This is a genomic window from Chlamydia gallinacea 08-1274/3 (assembly GCF_000471025.2).
In the GTDB taxonomy this organism is placed as follows: Bacteria; Chlamydiota; Chlamydiia; order Chlamydiales; family Chlamydiaceae; genus Chlamydia; species Chlamydia gallinacea.
In genome coordinates, this window is sequence record NZ_CP015840.1 from 290,164 (window position 1) to 305,970 (window position 15,807).

Sequence of the window (15,807 nt, forward strand, 5' to 3'; positions counted from 1 at the left end):
ATCTTCTCTAAATGAAAACTATATACATTTCTTTAAATCATCACTGGAAAGAAAGCAGCCCTTACACTATGCAAAGGGCCTGTCAATTATTAAACTTTCAATTTCTTCCTTACCTTACCTTTAAAAGTTGGCAAGTAGAGGCACACGTACGTAAACTATGCCGTAAGGCTCAAAAAAAACATTCAATTTCTCCTCTTGCCAAATGGTTAGGGGAGCTACATAAACGTGATCTAATCACGCCACCCATGCCCCCTATTGCTATATGTTGGATTAATGCGTATATAGGTTATGGAGTCTTTGCTCGAGAAAGAATTCCTGCATGGACTTACATAGGCGAATACACAGGGATACTTCGCTATCGCCAAGCCATTTGGTTAGATGAAAATGATTACTGTTTTCGTTATCCTCTTTCTCCAGGGTTTTGGAAATACTTCACCATTGATAGTGGTTCCCAAGGGAACTTCACACGCTTTATTAATCATAGTGATCAACCTAATGTCGAGGCTATTGGTGTTTTTCAAGATGGATTATTTCATATCATTATACGCACCATGCAAACTATAGAAGCCGGTGAGGAACTTTGCTATCACTACGGCCCTCTATACTGGAAACATCGCAGAAAGCGTGCGGAATTTATTCCTGAAGAAGAATAGCTGATTTAACTTTGTTCATATGTTCCCATTAACTCCGCAGTTTCTAAAACATGTCCCTCCATGACCTCCAGCAACTGCTCTTTGGTCACGTTTTCTTCTTCTGGTAAAATTACATCAAGAGCGTAGAGATAGAAGAAATAGCGATGTTTTTTATCTGGAGGACAAGGGCCTTGATAGCCTACGCTCCCTGACGTATTCAATCCTTGAACAGCAAAAATATTCGCGCCTTCTGCAAGATTAGTTATGGACGGAGAAAGGTTGTATACAATCCAATGGATCCATAAACCATCTTTTCGGACATAACTTGGAACATCAGGATCTTCAACCAATAAGGCTAAACTTTTAGCCTCTGAAGGTACTTCACTAAATATTAGGGGAGGGGAAATATCTAATCCCTGGCACGTGTATTTTCGTGGAATCGGTTGTCCATAGGAAAATTCTGGTGAAAGTAACTGCATAGCATATCTCCAATAAGCATCGCATTTCTAGTTTTGCAAAATACCAATCTGAGGTTCTTCATTCAATATAAGAAGAGTAACTTTTTTATCTCCCATTACAACAATATGAATCTACATAGAAGGATTATACTCTTACCAGCAAGGGAAGATTTCTAATTTTCATGTGAGAAATACGCTACTAGACGTGTTAACAATCTTGAACTCAATTGTCTTATAAAAGAAATCATTAGCTTCTTTTTTAAAAAAGCACGTGATTTAGCTAGGACTAAGAAATTTGCATTACCATATCCAAAAGCTCGGGCCATTTCTCTCCTTGAACAACAGAAGAAACAATCTCTTTATCCAGATGGAGAGAAGAAGCGAAGTCGTTAATATCTTCATCACTGATAATTCCCTGTGCTACAGCTTGAGAAAATACCTCTTTTAGCTCGTTCAGAAACATGTTCCAGATCCAATCTCGGCTCTGCATTTTTTTCATACCTTCAATCAATGAGGAATTTTCAGCTACAAATTTTAACAAAGCTAGGGGATGCAATTCTTTAATACGATGCAACGCTGTCTTAAGCTCAGCTTGAGACATAGCTAAAGATATTGAGGATTTTTCAGCAGCAGCCGCTACGACAAAGGAAATATCTTTTTTATCCTGCTCTGTTACCTGATCTTCGTATTTCTTAAAATTCATCTGCACTTGAGACGTACTCTTTTTCTGACTACGTCGCGAAAATAATCTTCGCGAACGAGGAGTTTTGTTTTCACTACTGTGTAGTGTAACAGATTCTTGATTTATATCACGTGAGTTTTTTGAGGACTGCTTGGATCCATAAGGGTTCAAGCAGCAACCACTCAAGCTCACGAGAAATAATAAACCACTAAAACCATACTTATAGATAGACTTTTTCATTACTTTATTAAAAAATTAAAATTAAAACTAATTAATTATATCACAAACGATTAAAAAAATAAATATACGCTGATAATTATTAAGAAGCTTAATAAAGTAAGATTCTTCCTCTAAGGGGGAGGCGTCTTATAGAAATTTGAATGTTAAGAAATACTAAGAAATTGTACTGATCAAGTTCTTTATCGAATCTACAAGATTCTGAGTAGTTCTCTCCCCGAGAACTACTCAGAATATTTAACGCTGCACCGTCCCCATCTCAAGATCTTTCTCTAGCTTAAGAAGAGCAACCTGCTGATTCGTTTCTAATACATCCTTGATCAGAACAATTAGAGCGATACAATTCAAAATTACCATACCAATAAATCCTGTATCTGCAAGTCCCCATACCAAACGCGTATCAATGACCCCGCCTAGAGGCGTAATAAAAACGTAAAGAAACTTTAACCATAAGTTTGCCTGTTTCCCAGGGAAAATATATGATAAGCTTTTCTCAGCGCAAGCAAACCAAGTTAATATTGTTGTATAACCAAACAAGGCCATGGCAAGAATAACAATACCTCCTCCCAAGGAGCCTAGGCCACTTGTAAACGCTTGTAATACCATTAAAGTTCCTTCCAAACCCGATGTATAGGCTCCAGAAACAAGAAGAACTAACATCGTAATCGAACACACAGAGGCAACAATTATAGGAGGGAGTAGTGTAACTAATCCATCGATAACAGGATTGTTACTTCGTGAATCTGACTGTAATATAGAAACCATACCACTACCACAGTCTGTAGCCATAATAGCTCGGCTCATTCCCGTGGAAAGGACTTGTATCAACGTATAGCCGCCAAGGCCTGCGATAGCAGATTGGACTCCAAATGCAGAGAACAGTATCCATTTTACAGCAGGTAAAATTTGTGCACTATGTTGCGCAAGAATAATAAAGCAAGAGATAATATAAAAACCTGCTATAAACGGAATAGCTTTTGCTGAGAACCGTAAAATACGATGATTCCCTCCAATAAGAACAGGAACAACTGTCAATGCTATAATCACTCCAAGAACAACTTTAACTAACGGAGTGTCACTACATAAAGGAACTATACAATTAATTTGCACACAGTTTCCTGCTGAAAATGCTGTGATAATTGTGAATAGGCAAAATAAACTTGCAAGAAACCTATTACCCAAACCATAGGCTAAGCATGCGGTAGGGCCACCAATAAATTCTTTCGTACGAGAATGAAATTTTCGGTATTTCACTCCTAAAAAAGATCCCGAATACTGAACAATAGCTCCTAAAAGAGTCCCAACCCATATCCATACTAAAGCTCCAGGGCCTCCACAAGCCAATGCTACTGCCATACCTGCAATATTTCCTGTGCCAAAGTTACCAGCTAAAATACCAGCGACAGCTTCGTAACGAGATATCTGCCCTTCTTCAGAAGAGGCTTGTTTACTGCTTACCATGAATTTAAACCCAAGCTTTAGACCAGTAAACTGCAAACCTCTTAATTTCCACGTAAATAATCCACCAAGAAATATAATGATGGGGAAAATGCCAAATGAAATTAAATAACTATTAAACTTTTCCAAAAAATATAACATGCTATCTCCACTTGAGTGCTAACTCTCATACTCTTTTTATCATTGAAAACATCTACAAACCGGCTTCTTCTTAGGGGAAAGGAAGCTCTAGAATTCTCAGAGCTCTAAGAAAGTTGCACCATTGTTCCCTCCAAGCTCCAGCTTCCTTTCCCCTTGCACAAGGCAGGTGTGGGTGGAGATTCGCCCGATTGAACTTAACACGGAGGTAGAAGTAGAAATAGAAAGCTTATGTGCATCAAGACACTTTGAAACTATAGTACTCAATTCACAGGAGGGTTGGGACAAGTAGCCGTGAGTACAGCAGGACTGGGAAGAACGCTGTACTGTGTTCTCTTCTAAAAAACCAAGGAAATGCAATTCAAAAGATGCAACAACATCTTTATCCTGACTCATTTCTCTATTTTTTAAATGGTTAGTAGAAAACACTGGCTAATTAACTCTTGTCAACACAATTAATAGAGTACTTCTTAAGTATAAATCATATTAGATTTATATGGATAGTCTTTCTCGCTATCTTACGACTTTTTCTATGAGGAAAACATTCGATGTTCGTTAGATTAATAAAATAATAAATTAAAATTAAAAATGAATACATCCTCTATTTATTTAAAAAGGTAGGTGAATTATTCATGTATATGTAAAGCATATTCTTCCTACAATGAAGAAAACGTCTCTTGAGTTTCTCGGGTTGATTTGTTATTGGTCATTTTGTTATCAACATGGGGTTTTGTTGAGCTCTTGAATAAATGAAATATAGATTACGAGGGGATCTTATGCTAAAAATCCTTACCATACGGGGCGTTTATTTACTGTGCTGCCTTTTAAGTGTACCCTCGGTTTCTTACGGAGACTCCATTTCATCTTTACTTACGTCGTCTCCTGCTTTTAACAAAACAAAAATAGGCTCTGACGCTTGGATAGAAGCTAAGCTCCGACAATATCCTGAATTATTATGGCTTGCAGAACCTTCAACGATCTCAAACAACGTCCTCTCAGGAAATTTTAAAACCCACTATTCTTTATCTTTATTTGAAAGGAAAATTCCTACTCTGGACGTAGCTATACGTAGTCTGATTTATCTTCATTTATTTATTCAAGGATCAAGACAAGCTTACGGCCAACTTTGCCAATTACAGTCTCCTGAAGACAGCTTATCATTTAAACAATTTCAAACTATCCATAAGCAATTGATGCTTTTTTTAAACTCTCCGAAACATTTTGATAATACGTTAAAAATCTTAGAAACTGCCATTATTCTAAAATATTTAGGATGTTCATTAAAAGCTGTTGCTCTTTTTAAACCCTATTTTTCAGAATCTCATATTGATGCATTCTATTTTAAAGCTTTACATGTCTTACAAGCATTTCCAGATCTCAGTCCTTCGTTTTCTCGACTTTCGCCAGAGCAAAAGGAAGTATTCTTATCTTTACGATGTTTAGCAGATTACCACGCTTTATTTAACCTTACAACGACACCAAATTCCCAGCTTCTTTCTACGGGAAGAGCAAAACGCCCTTTAGTTATTTTAGACTTATATCTTCATGCTTTAGATGTCTGTGGTGAGAAGACATGTTCTCAAGAATTGTATTACAATTTTGTTCCTCTTTTATCTATGTTACAACAACATGCTACCGTAGAAGAGGCCTTTTCTCGGTATTTTACTTATCGCGCTAATCGCTTAGGTTTTGAAGGTTCTTCCAAAAATGATATGGTTTTAGTTCGCCTGGCTACATTAATGGAACTATCGCCTACAGATGCCATGTCTTTAGCTTCAAGTTTTAAGCATCTCTCTCCTGAGGACATAGAAAGCTTAACCAATAATTTTTATACTGCTCAAGGAGAACATATTCCTTTAGTTATTCGTGGTCTGCCGAATCTTATCTCTGGATTATTGCAAGCGGGTCAAGGAATATCAGCATCCAATCCAGACAACCGCTTACGTCAAGTTTACACTACAGTATTGTCTTTGCTTATAAAAAGCTTGAAAGTTCACAAAGAAATGTTAAGAAAACATCTCCTTGATCAAGCAACTATTTTAGATTTCTCACAAACTTCGGGCTCTTGCGGTGGGTTGGATATTTTTTCAGAAAACGTTGCCGTTCGTGTTCACTTAAATGGTTCTGTCAGTATTGCTCTATAGGATCACAAATCATATGATTTTATATTTGTGTAAATAAGTTAACCATTTCTAGTGCTGTCCGCATACCCGATCTCCCCAAATGAGTTTCCCTATGGTGTCCAGCACGTTGCCATGCCAATTCTATTGAAGGGGCAGTAATCACAGAAAACGTAATGGGTAGACTATACTCTACAGATAACTCACTGATTCTTGCTGCGACTTGATCTGCAATATGCTCATAGTGTGTTGTTTCCCCTTTAATTAAAACACCGCAAGCAACCATAGCGGAATAGGAAGACTGGGAGGTAAGAAGTTTTTTTAATGCACAGGGAATCTCAAAAGCTCCGGGGACGCGTACTATTGTTAAATCATCTTGCGAACCACCAAAATCTAAAAATGTCTGCTGGGCTCCTATGACTAATGAATCAGCAATAGGCTCGTGGAAACAAGATCCCACAATAGCTACCCGAGCACCCTGTGCTAATGCTCTACCTTTATATTCTTTCATATCACTTCCTAAAGAAATTTCATGTTGGAGGAAAGTCTAGCCAATGTCCCAGTCGTTCTTTTTTTGTTCGTAAATAATACGCATTATCTTCTGACATATGTATTGGCAGCGCAATACGATCGACTATCTTTAATCCAAATCCTTGCAAACCATAATATTTATGAGGATTGTGGGTAATTAGTCTAATCGTTGTTAACCCCAAGTCAAATAAAATTTGGGCTCCTATACCATAGTCTCGAGAGTCTATGGGAAACCCTAGTTCTAAATTTGCATCCACTGTGTCATATCCACGATCTTGTAGAGCATAGGCACGCACTTTATGTCCCAAACCAATACCTCGGCCTTCTTGCCCACGAAGGTAAACAATAACGCCCTGTCCTTCAAGGGAAATAAATTCCATAGCTAACTGCAACTGCTTCCCACAATCACAACGAGAAGATCCTAAAATATCTCCCGTAAGGCATTCGGAGTGCACACGAACAAGGACATCTTGCTTTCCTCGAACATCACCTTTTACCAAAGCAATGTGCTGTACACCATCAAGGACAGACTCATAGACATGAATATCAAATTCTCCATATTCTGTAGGCAGACGGGCAGAAGAAACATGGTTAATTAGCTTTTCAGACAACATACGGTGTGCGATTAAATCTGTGATAGAAATCACGGAAAGGCTGTGCTTCTTCGCAAATTCTAAAATTTGGGGAAGACGCATCATCGTATGATCTTCATTGACAAGCTCTGCGAGTACGCCACAGGGTTGCATATGAGCCAAACGCATAAGATCAAGAGCTGCTTCCGTATGACCCGCTCTCTTAAGCACCCCACCCGGAGCACTTACTAAAGGGAAAAAATGGCCGGGACGAACAAAGTCCTCGGGGCGACTACAAGGATTGGATAACAATTCAACAGTACGCGTCCTATCTGCTGCCGATACACCCGTCGTGATTCCCTGTGCAGCATCAACAGATAAAGTAAAGGGAGTATTATAATGACACTGATTATCGGAAATTACGGGGATATCTAGCTGTTGCAACCGATGGCTATCCAAAGAAGCACAAACAATCCCTGTGGTGTGTTGAAGAAGAAAAGTCATCTTTTCTACGGTGATTTTCTCACCTGCGATTACTAAATCACCTTCATTTTCTCTGTCTACCTCATCGACAACAATGACAAATTTGCCTTTCGCAATATCCTCTAATGCCTGCTCTATAGAATCAAAGCACCCCTCACCAACAGCATCATCAGGCTTGACCATGGAAGCTCCCTCCTCCCGAGAATCCACCCACTCTCTGAAAAAATGCTACTGGAAGATGCTTTTCTCTTCAATCTATTCTCCCCGTCTCTAATTAGCTAAACAAACTCCCAAAATGTCTTTAAAGAATTTCCTAGAATTTCTGAAGATTTCAAAAGAAGTTTCCTAGAAGAACTTAGTTGTAACCCTAAATCTCCAAAAATATTCTTTCTCTGATCTCCGAGAATTTTACCTCCTATATACAAAACAATCGCGTGAGCTAAGTTGGCTTTTATATACGCTGTTTGTAGGGTAGGACCTCCTTCAATCATCACTTGCAAAATATTTTGATTTGATAAATATTGACTTAGCTCCAACAAATGCACTTTTCCTTCCCAGGGTTGAGTGACGAATATGTCAATACCCTGATTCTGAAAATTTTCTCGATGCTTTAGAGGACAAAGTGTTGTAGTAACGTATAAAGCACTTTCCGGCTTATGAAATATCCGAGCCTGGGGCGAAACCCTTCCTACACTATCTAAAACAATACGTTTAGGCTGTCGAGCATACAGTTCCCCTGACTCCGTGCGCGCAGTTAGCCATGGGTTATCCTGGATTACTGTTTGAGATCCCACAACAATTGCTTGAGAGGCGGCACGTAATTTCCCCACATCACGACGGGCTTCTAAACAAGTAATCCATTGTGACTTTCCCTTAGCATCCGCAACTTGACCATCTAAAGTCGATGCGGTCTTAATTAAAATCCAAGAAGATCTCTGTCGCCTTTGATGAAGGTAGGGTTGTAAAGACAACGCAGCTTCTTCCTTTCCCAATCCCTCATAAACAAGAATCCCTGCTTTCCGAAGAGCAGCCATGCCCTTACCCGAAACACGAGGATCAGGATCTACAAGAGCAACATACACTCGCCGCACCTTGTGTTGTATTAACAAGTCCACGCAAGGAGGAGTATTTCCATAGTGACAACAGGGCTCTAAAGTCACATAAACATCACCCCCTTCTACGGAAACTTTAGAAGAATAGAATGCCTCTCGCTCTGCATGAGGTTGCCCTGGTCCTTTATGGTAGCCTTCTCCAATAATCTTCGCATTTTTTACGATTACACAACCTACCCAAGGATTTGGAGGAGCGGAAATTCTTCCCATTTCACCCAGAGCAATGGCTCTTCTCATAAAAAATAGTTGTTGCTCGGAGAAATCTTCCATATACTAAGCCTAGCATAAAGGATCTAAAACAAGAGACACTAGAATGTTAGATATAAAATTAATACGCAAGACTCCCGAAGAATGTGAAGCTCGTCTACGTAAAAAAGATCCTAGTATTTCTTTGTCTCCCATTCTTAACCTAGATAAGGAAGTCCGAAAATTAAAAACGGATGTTGAAGCTTTGCAAGCACAAAGAAAGACTCTTTCAGAGGAAATTCACAAATCCAAAGCTAAAAATGCTGACCCTACTGAAATGGTTTGTGAAGTCAAGGCACTATCTAACAAGATATCCTCATTAGAAGACATTCTTGAAAAGAAAAGTTCAGATTTACATAATTTAATGGCTTGTCTTCCAAACTATCCCGACGATGATGTGCCCCTCTGTCCTGATAAAACTGGAAATCAAGTAATTAAAAACGTGGGTTCTTTACCAAAATTTTCTTTCCCTCCCAAACATCATGTGGAGTTGAATCAAAAATTACAAATTTTTGATTTTAAGCTCCCTACAAAAACTTCAGGATCCGGATGGGTAGCCTATAAAAATCAAGGGGTTATTTTAGAGTGGGCTCTGCTCACATATTTATTACAGAAACAACAATCTCATGGAATGCAGCTTTGGCTTCCACCTTTACTGGTAAAACATGATATTTTATTTGGTTCTGGGCAAATACCTAAATTTAATGGTCAGTACTATCGTGTAGAAGATGGGGAACAGTATCGCTATCTTATTCCAACTGCAGAAGTTGTTCTCAATGGATTTCATTCTCAAGAGATTTTAAACGAAACAGATCTCCCTCTATATTATGCTGCTTACACTCCCTGCTTCCGTAGAGAAGCTGGCGCCGCAGGTGCTCATGAACGTGGCTTAGTCCGCATACATCAATTCAATAAAGTAGAAATGTTTGCCTTTACTACTCCAGATCAAGAGGAAGCTGCTTTTGAAAAAATGCTAGGCATTGTTGAAGAAATTTTGACAGAGCTGCAACTTCCCTACCGTTTATCTCTACTTTCTTCTGGAGATATGTCATTTACAGCATCTAAAACTATTGATGCTGAAGTTTGGCTACCGGGACAGCAAGCTTTTTACGAAGTTTCTTCTATTTCCAAGTGTACGGATTTTCAATCTCGACGTTCGGAAACACGTTTCAAAGACAAGCAAGGAAAGCTCCATTTTGTCCACACTCTTAATGGTTCAGGATTAGCTACACCCCGCCTACTTATTGCAATTTTAGAGAATAACCAGCAAAAAAATGGCTCCATAATTATTCCTGAAGTTTTGCGCCCTTATTTAGGCAATCAAGAACAATTAGTTCCCGTAGAATAGCTAAATTTAGGTAAACATAATAATATCGGGTAGGATCCATGTCAGCTAAACAATACGCTCACTTTAATAACTGCACGCCAGAAGAACATATAGAAGATATTCGAGATCGACACCGCGTATGTATGGGAGAACCACACACTACAAGAAAAGGTCTTATATATCATTTGGTAGATGATGCTTTATCTATAGGAGTATTCTTATTTTTTATCCGAACATTATTTTTTCTTATGCCCATACCACAGCTTCCCCAAACTAAATTATTTATTTCTTTAAGTTTTGGCTTTATTTTTTATCAAAGCTGTCTAAAAGCAAAAAAAGCTTGGTCATATATGGAGCTTACCCATAGGCATATGCTCCAAGAAAAAGAAGAAATCGATGCGCATCCAGAACAAGAAAAACAAGAACTGGCTGTTATTTACCGCAATCACGGCTTTAAGTCTCCTCTGCTTGAAGAAATCGTGGATTATATTAGCTCAGACTCTACTCTTTTGCTCAATACCATGATTCGCGAAGAATTCCATATCTCTATGGAGAGTTTCCCTCACCCCCTATACCAGGGAGGAACCCGAATGCTGGGTGGATGCTTAGGGCTTCTTTGCTTCCTCCCTCTAATTCTTTGTGCGAGCTATACAGTAGCAGGCATTTTCTCCTCTGTGCTTATTGGAATCCTTTCGTTAATTAAAGCTAAAATCCTTGGAAATGACGCTATTTCTGAAGTAGTTTGGATCCTGGGAATTTTCTTAACATCCATTAGTATGATATGTACATGTATAAAACTATTATAATGGAATCATCTAGGTAGCCCAGTGTTTGTTAAACTCTTTTCCACTCCATTTTCTCCTGAAATTTTAAACAATTTTTTTGAATCAGGAATGTCTGAAGAAACTAGTCCTATGCTATCCCCAAAAAATCGTTCGCTCAGTCGAAATTTATCATTAAAATCTGCTTTCCTTTCTTTAGGCACATACCTTTTTGCTTTAACTACCTATTGGTTTCATGCGGAAAATGTATCTCATTTATTTATTATCCTGACTTTCTTCCTCGCAGGGACTCCAGCTCTAATTAAGTCCTTGGATGACATTTCTAAAAAAATTGTCAATATTGATATTTTGATGACATCCGCAGCCTTTGGTTCCATTTTTATTGGTGGTGCTTTAGAAGGAGCTTTACTCCTTGTCTTGTTTGCAATATCCGAATCTTTAGGGCAAATGGTATCGGGCAAAGCTAAAAGTACTTTAGTTTCGTTAAAGCACTTAGCTCCTAAAATTGCCTGGGTTGTCCTTGAGGGAGGCAATCTGAAAAAAATATCTGTGAATCAAGTTCAGGTGGGAGATATTATTCGCATTAAAAGTGGCGAGGTAGTGCCTTTAGATGGACAAATTATTCACGGATCTTCATCAATTAACCTCATGCACCTCACCGGAGAAAAAACACCGAAATCCTGTCAGCAGGGGTCATTCGTTCCTGCAGGAGCACATAACCTTGAGGGGAGCTTCGATCTTCGTGTATTAAAAACAGGAGCAGATTCTACAATTGCTCATATCATCAATCTTGTCATTCAAGCACAAAAATCTAAACCACGCCTACAACAACGCTTGGATAAATATTCTTCAAAATATGCTATTACAATTTTTGCTATTTCTACCGCTATCGCTATTTTACTCCCCTTATTTACTTCTATTCCCTTTTTAGGTCCTCACAGCGCTTTATATCGTGCTTTAGCATTTTTAATTGCTGCCTCGCCTTGCGCATTAATTATCGCTATTCCCATTGCTTATTTAAGTGCGATCAATGCCTGTGCAAAACATGGAGTCCTTTTAAAAGGAGGGGTTATTTTAGATCGCTTAGCCTCATGTAATTCTATTGTTATGGATAAAACAGGGACATTAACTACAGGAGAGCTTACTTGCATCAGATGCGACATCTTTGGGCCAGATAATCCGGATTTCTTACCTTCGATATTAGCCCTAGAGCAATCCTCGACCCACCCAATTGCGGAAGCCATTGTTACCTACTTAACAAATAACCATATTGTTCCTAGAACTGCGGACCAATACCATACAATTCCAGGACAAGGTGTAGAGGGAATTTTTCAAGGAGTAAAAGCTTTTGTAGGTCGAGTTACCTCCGCATTACACAATATCCCCTCGAACTATATTCAAGAAATTGAACACCATGTTGCTCTAGCAAAACAAAGAGGAGAAATTTGTTCTCTTGCTTACCTAAGTTCGCACTGTGCTCTTTTTTATTTCAAAGATACACCTCGTCCCAATGCAAAAAAGATTGTGCAGGAATTAAAAAAAGAAGGCTATAGCGTTAGCATGCTCACAGGAGATCACTACGTCAGTGCACAAAACACAGCAAAACTCTTAGAGATTTCTGAAGTATTTTCTGACTTATCTCCTGCTGATAAATTACATAAAATACAAGAACTTGCAAAACAACGGCAGATTCTTATGGTGGGCGACGGAATTAACGATGCCCCAGCTTTAGCGCAAGCTACAGTAGGGGTTGCCATGGGAGAAGCAGGGAGCGCTACTGCTATAGAAGCTGCCGATATCGTGCTTCTTCACGACAATATTTCTTCCCTCCCGTGGATAATTCGAAAAGCAAAACAAACTCGTAAAATTGTCACCCAAAATTTAGGACTAGCTCTTTTTATTATTCTCTGTGTCTCTTGGCCAGCATCATTGGGAATCATTCCCTTATGGCTAGCCGTGATTCTTCACGAGGGCAGTACAATTATCGTAGGGCTTAATGCCTTACGCTTGCTAAAATAACTTAATATTTAGCAAAGCGCCGGCTATAAATACTTTGTAAAATACCCAAGGAGGCCATAGTGGAAATTACTGAAGAGCCTCCATAAGACACGAGCACTAAGGGGACTCCTGTAATAGGTAGCAACCCACACATCATACTGATATTGATTAAAACGTGCATAGAAATATACACAGTAATTCCGGCTGCTAAAAGCCTGCCAAAATCATCTATAGCCACAGCAACAGTACGACAACCAAAACAAATTAAGGAGTAAAATAACCATAAGACAAAAAATAAACCTACTAAGCCAAATTCCTCCCCCAATGCAGAAAATACGGAATCTGTATATCCATACGGTAACCAACCTCTCCCTGCAAACTCCCCTGACTTCCATCCACGTCCTTTGACTCCTCCCAATCCAATAGAAATTAAAGAGGCACGTTGATGATGATTAGAGGGACTTAAACGTTCGTATTGATACTCTTTAATCACCTTTAATGCATAAGGCTTCACTTTATCATGAGGAACAATGCCAGAAAAAATAAGCAAAGAACACAAAATACCCAGACCCATGATAATCGAACAAATTCTCACAAATAGAGGGTGGATATTCCCTAAATAGAAAATAGCTAGGGCTATAGGGCACAAAACTAGAGCTGTTCCTAAATCTGGTTCTTTAAAAATCAAAAAAAAAGGAACGCCTACCACAAGACAAGCAAGAACTGCTGTTATTTTAGATGCAATCACGGATTTACGCACATCTAAAGTATAGCTCAACATAATCACAACAACTAGCTTAGCATATTCTGATGGCTGTACGCTCAAACCAATAAAAGGGATCTTGTACCAACGATGCACATTTTGCACAGTAGGGACAAAGAATAACCCTACAAGACTTAAAATCATTAATGAGTAAAGTAGCCAAGCCCAGTTTCTTAGCTTATGATAATCAAGGTACATGCAAATAGTGAAGACCATCCACCCCAAAGCAAAATGACGTATTTGCATCATGCTTTTTTGAGTAAATACCCCTTTTGAAGGTGCCATGAACAATGCAGATGTATCCATGGATGAAATAACAACTACACTAATAGCCATGAGTAAAATAATGATAAAAAACACCCACAAATTCACATAGCTGAAATATCTAATATTTCTCATAATACTTAATCATTAAAGAATGAAATTACCTGTAAAAATATGAAAATTGTGCATTACGAAATAGCGGAAACCCCATCAACAAATGAAACAGCTAAACAGTTAATGCATCTTTGGAATCCCTATGTTCTTACTATTGTCTCTACACAAAATCAAACAGAAGGCAAAGGAAAATTTAATCGCTCTTGGATATCTTCCAGTAAGGATATTACTCTATCATTATGCTTTTTCATCACAGAATTCAATCTCGATATTAGCCGGTTATTTCGTTTAGGGACTGACATTGTTTTACAACTTCTGCACGATCTAGAGATTCTCCATGCTACAATAAAATGGCCAAACGATATTTTAGTAAACGGGAAAAAACTCTGTGGAGTTCTTAGTGAAACCCTTCCTTCCCAGGGCTATCTAGGAGTTGTTTTAGGAATAGGAATCAATGGAAATAGCCTGCCTGAGGATCTTATAAGTATTCAACAACCAGCAACTTCCTTAGCTATACTTCTTCAACACAGCATTGATTTAAAACAAGTCAAAGATACTTTAGCCTACCACGCTCAAACAATCATTTCTTCAGCATTCCCTCACACATTAGCGAGAGAAGCATACAGCGGGTAAATCTAAAAAATGAAATACTTGAGAAACAAGCCAAAATATCGGCCGCGAGCGTTGCTTTAGGTACTTCTCTACAGCTTGTTCATAAGCTGTGGATTCAAAAGCAAACAAATTATCGCTTGCCCAAAAATCTTCTATAAATGGAATAATTTCCTTTTCGTTTCTATCTTGTAGAGACTCTAAAATCTCTTTAAGCAGCTGTTGCTGAGCATCCTCCATTTCACTAAATGCGAAGAGAATGTCATACCCATATTTTAAAAACTGCCTCCATGAAATATGATGATATTGAGTAAGAAAATCGATTTCTTGAGATAGACGTGTCGTAGAGTAACCTCCAAAAACCGCTAGAGAAAGTAATGCTTGACGTTTAGCAATAGCATGACGACTTAGCAACTTCCAAGACAATAAGACAGTCTGAATAAGATAATATAACTGGCAATACGCGCCAAAAACAACACCAAGACAAACACTAGAAAACAGAACTGAAAAAAATATTGTCATAGGTTGCATAGAAAAAACCATAAACACACTAAACTTGTGAGCCGGACATATAAGCGAGAATCTCAGCATCTGTAAGTTCACGGTATTCCCCGTAGGGAAGACCACCGAGAACTAGTCCTCCGATACGAATACGTTTCAATTCTAAAAGAGGAAGCCCCGCAGCTTCTGCAAATAAGCGAATTTCATGCTTTTTCCCCTCATTAACAACGATTTTAATCGTTCCACGACGTACCTTTTCTACAGAAACTGGGCGTATTTTCTTACCGTCAATTATAGCTCCTTCCATTAAATCTTGGAGATTCTTCCCTGTGACATCACGATTCACCTTGAGCAGATATTCTTTCGTAATACCAAACGAGGGATGGATCATCCTATTAGCAAACTCTCCATCATTCGTGACTAATAGTAATCCCGATGTTTCCTTATCCAATCTTCCTACAGTAAATACCCGATACGGGAGATGAGCAAACAAATCAATAACCAATTTCGATCCTGGAAATTTTCTTTCAGAGGAACATAGATATCCCAAAGGTTTATGTACCATAAAGTAGACTTTCTTCGTTTGTTTAACTAAGCGACCGTTCACCTTGACAGTATCTTTCTCCTCATCTACCAGGACAAAAGGTCCCGAAGCTACACGACCATTTATCGATACGTGTCCCGAAAAAATAATTTCGTCACATTTTCTTCGTGAAGCAACCCCTGCAGAAGCTAAGAACTTATTAAGACGTACTTTTTTTATCATAACACTCTCCATTC

Annotated in this window: 16 protein-coding genes; 6 read left to right on the top strand and 10 right to left on the bottom strand. The window is 38.6% G+C overall.

The window, feature by feature from the left end; translation table 11 throughout:
• The first annotated feature begins 11 nt into the window (after positions 1–11).
• A complete protein-coding gene (locus M787_RS01275; RefSeq protein WP_021828653.1) occupies positions 12–653 on the top strand; it encodes an SET domain-containing protein in 642 nt (213 codons plus the stop codon).
• Positions 654–658: 5 nt separating this feature from the next.
• Here M787_RS01275 and M787_RS01280 read toward each other — a convergent pair whose 3' ends face one another.
• From M787_RS01280 to M787_RS01295, 4 genes are all read right to left on the bottom strand, one after another.
• The gene (locus tag M787_RS01280) at positions 659–1,111 is read right to left on the bottom strand and encodes a YbhB/YbcL family Raf kinase inhibitor-like protein (RefSeq protein ID WP_021828654.1); all 453 of its coding nucleotides are present in this window, start codon (positions 1,109–1,111) and stop codon (positions 659–661) included.
• A 265-nt stretch (positions 1,112–1,376) separates the two neighbouring features.
• Positions 1,377–2,012, bottom strand: a complete 636-nt coding sequence (locus M787_RS01285; protein WP_021828656.1) for a DUF8085 domain-containing protein — start codon at positions 2,010–2,012, stop codon at positions 1,377–1,379.
• A 234-nt stretch (positions 2,013–2,246) separates the two neighbouring features.
• On the bottom strand, positions 2,247–3,608 hold the full coding sequence (locus tag M787_RS01290) for an alanine/glycine:cation symporter family protein (protein ID WP_021828657.1): 1,362 nt from the start codon (positions 3,606–3,608) through the stop codon (positions 2,247–2,249).
• Between the two features lie 96 nt (positions 3,609–3,704).
• Entirely contained in the window at positions 3,705–4,034 is a 330-nt protein-coding gene (locus M787_RS01295; RefSeq protein WP_064317833.1) for a hypothetical protein, read from the bottom strand.
• Positions 4,035–4,381: 347 nt separating this feature from the next.
• On the opposite strand from M787_RS01295, the gene M787_RS01300 reads away from it, so the two are divergent.
• Positions 4,382–5,749, top strand: coding sequence for a hypothetical protein (locus M787_RS01300; RefSeq protein ID WP_021828658.1), 1,368 nt, complete (start codon positions 4,382–4,384; stop codon positions 5,747–5,749).
• A gap of 19 nt (positions 5,750–5,768) precedes the next feature.
• Here M787_RS01300 and ribH read toward each other — a convergent pair whose 3' ends face one another.
• The 3 genes from ribH to ribD form a co-directional block, all read right to left on the bottom strand.
• The gene (gene ribH, locus M787_RS01305) at positions 5,769–6,236 is read right to left on the bottom strand and encodes a 6,7-dimethyl-8-ribityllumazine synthase (RefSeq protein ID WP_021828659.1); all 468 of its coding nucleotides are present in this window, start codon (positions 6,234–6,236) and stop codon (positions 5,769–5,771) included.
• Positions 6,237–6,255: 19 nt separating this feature from the next.
• On the bottom strand, positions 6,256–7,494 hold the full coding sequence (locus M787_RS01310; RefSeq protein ID WP_021828660.1) for a bifunctional 3,4-dihydroxy-2-butanone-4-phosphate synthase/GTP cyclohydrolase II: 1,239 nt from the start codon (positions 7,492–7,494) through the stop codon (positions 6,256–6,258).
• 95 nt (positions 7,495–7,589) lie between these two features.
• Positions 7,590–8,693 carry a bifunctional diaminohydroxyphosphoribosylaminopyrimidine deaminase/5-amino-6-(5-phosphoribosylamino)uracil reductase RibD gene (ribD, locus tag M787_RS01315; RefSeq protein ID WP_021828661.1) on the bottom strand — a complete coding sequence of 368 codons (1,104 nt, stop codon included), beginning with the start codon at positions 8,691–8,693 and terminating at the stop codon, positions 7,590–7,592.
• A 43-nt stretch (positions 8,694–8,736) separates the two neighbouring features.
• Here ribD and serS point away from each other — a divergent pair, with 43 nt between their 5' ends.
• Genes serS through M787_RS01330 form a run of 3 tightly spaced genes read left to right on the top strand, consistent with a single transcriptional unit; the run spans position 8,737 to position 12,797 of the window.
• The gene (gene serS, locus M787_RS01320; RefSeq protein ID WP_021828662.1) at positions 8,737–10,017 is read left to right on the top strand and encodes a serine--tRNA ligase; all 1,281 of its coding nucleotides are present in this window, start codon (positions 8,737–8,739) and stop codon (positions 10,015–10,017) included.
• Between the two features lie 38 nt (positions 10,018–10,055).
• The gene (locus tag M787_RS01325) at positions 10,056–10,802 is read left to right on the top strand and encodes a VIT1/CCC1 transporter family protein (RefSeq protein WP_021828663.1); all 747 of its coding nucleotides are present in this window, start codon (positions 10,056–10,058) and stop codon (positions 10,800–10,802) included.
• A 21-nt stretch (positions 10,803–10,823) separates the two neighbouring features.
• Positions 10,824–12,797 (top strand): cation-translocating P-type ATPase, encoded by a 1,974-nt coding sequence (locus M787_RS01330; protein ID WP_021828664.1) that lies wholly within the window; start codon positions 10,824–10,826, stop codon positions 12,795–12,797.
• 1 nt (position 12,798) lies between these two features.
• Here the strand turns inward: M787_RS01330 and M787_RS01335 are convergent, their stop codons facing one another.
• On the bottom strand, positions 12,799–13,938 hold the full coding sequence (locus M787_RS01335; protein ID WP_021828665.1) for an FtsW/RodA/SpoVE family cell cycle protein: 1,140 nt from the start codon (positions 13,936–13,938) through the stop codon (positions 12,799–12,801).
• A 39-nt stretch (positions 13,939–13,977) separates the two neighbouring features.
• Between M787_RS01335 and M787_RS01340 the strand changes: the two genes are divergently transcribed.
• On the top strand, positions 13,978–14,550 hold the full coding sequence (locus M787_RS01340; protein ID WP_021828666.1) for a biotin--[acetyl-CoA-carboxylase] ligase: 573 nt from the start codon (positions 13,978–13,980) through the stop codon (positions 14,548–14,550).
• Here the strand turns inward: M787_RS01340 and M787_RS01345 are convergent.
• Positions 14,524–15,048 (bottom strand): hypothetical protein, encoded by a 525-nt coding sequence (locus M787_RS01345; RefSeq protein WP_034734908.1) that lies wholly within the window; start codon positions 15,046–15,048, stop codon positions 14,524–14,526. The genes M787_RS01340 and M787_RS01345 overlap by 27 nt on opposite strands.
• A gap of 28 nt (positions 15,049–15,076) precedes the next feature.
• Positions 15,077–15,790, bottom strand: coding sequence for a pseudouridine synthase (locus tag M787_RS01350; RefSeq protein ID WP_034734906.1), 714 nt, complete (start codon positions 15,788–15,790; stop codon positions 15,077–15,079).
• Positions 15,791–15,807 lie beyond the last annotated feature (17 nt).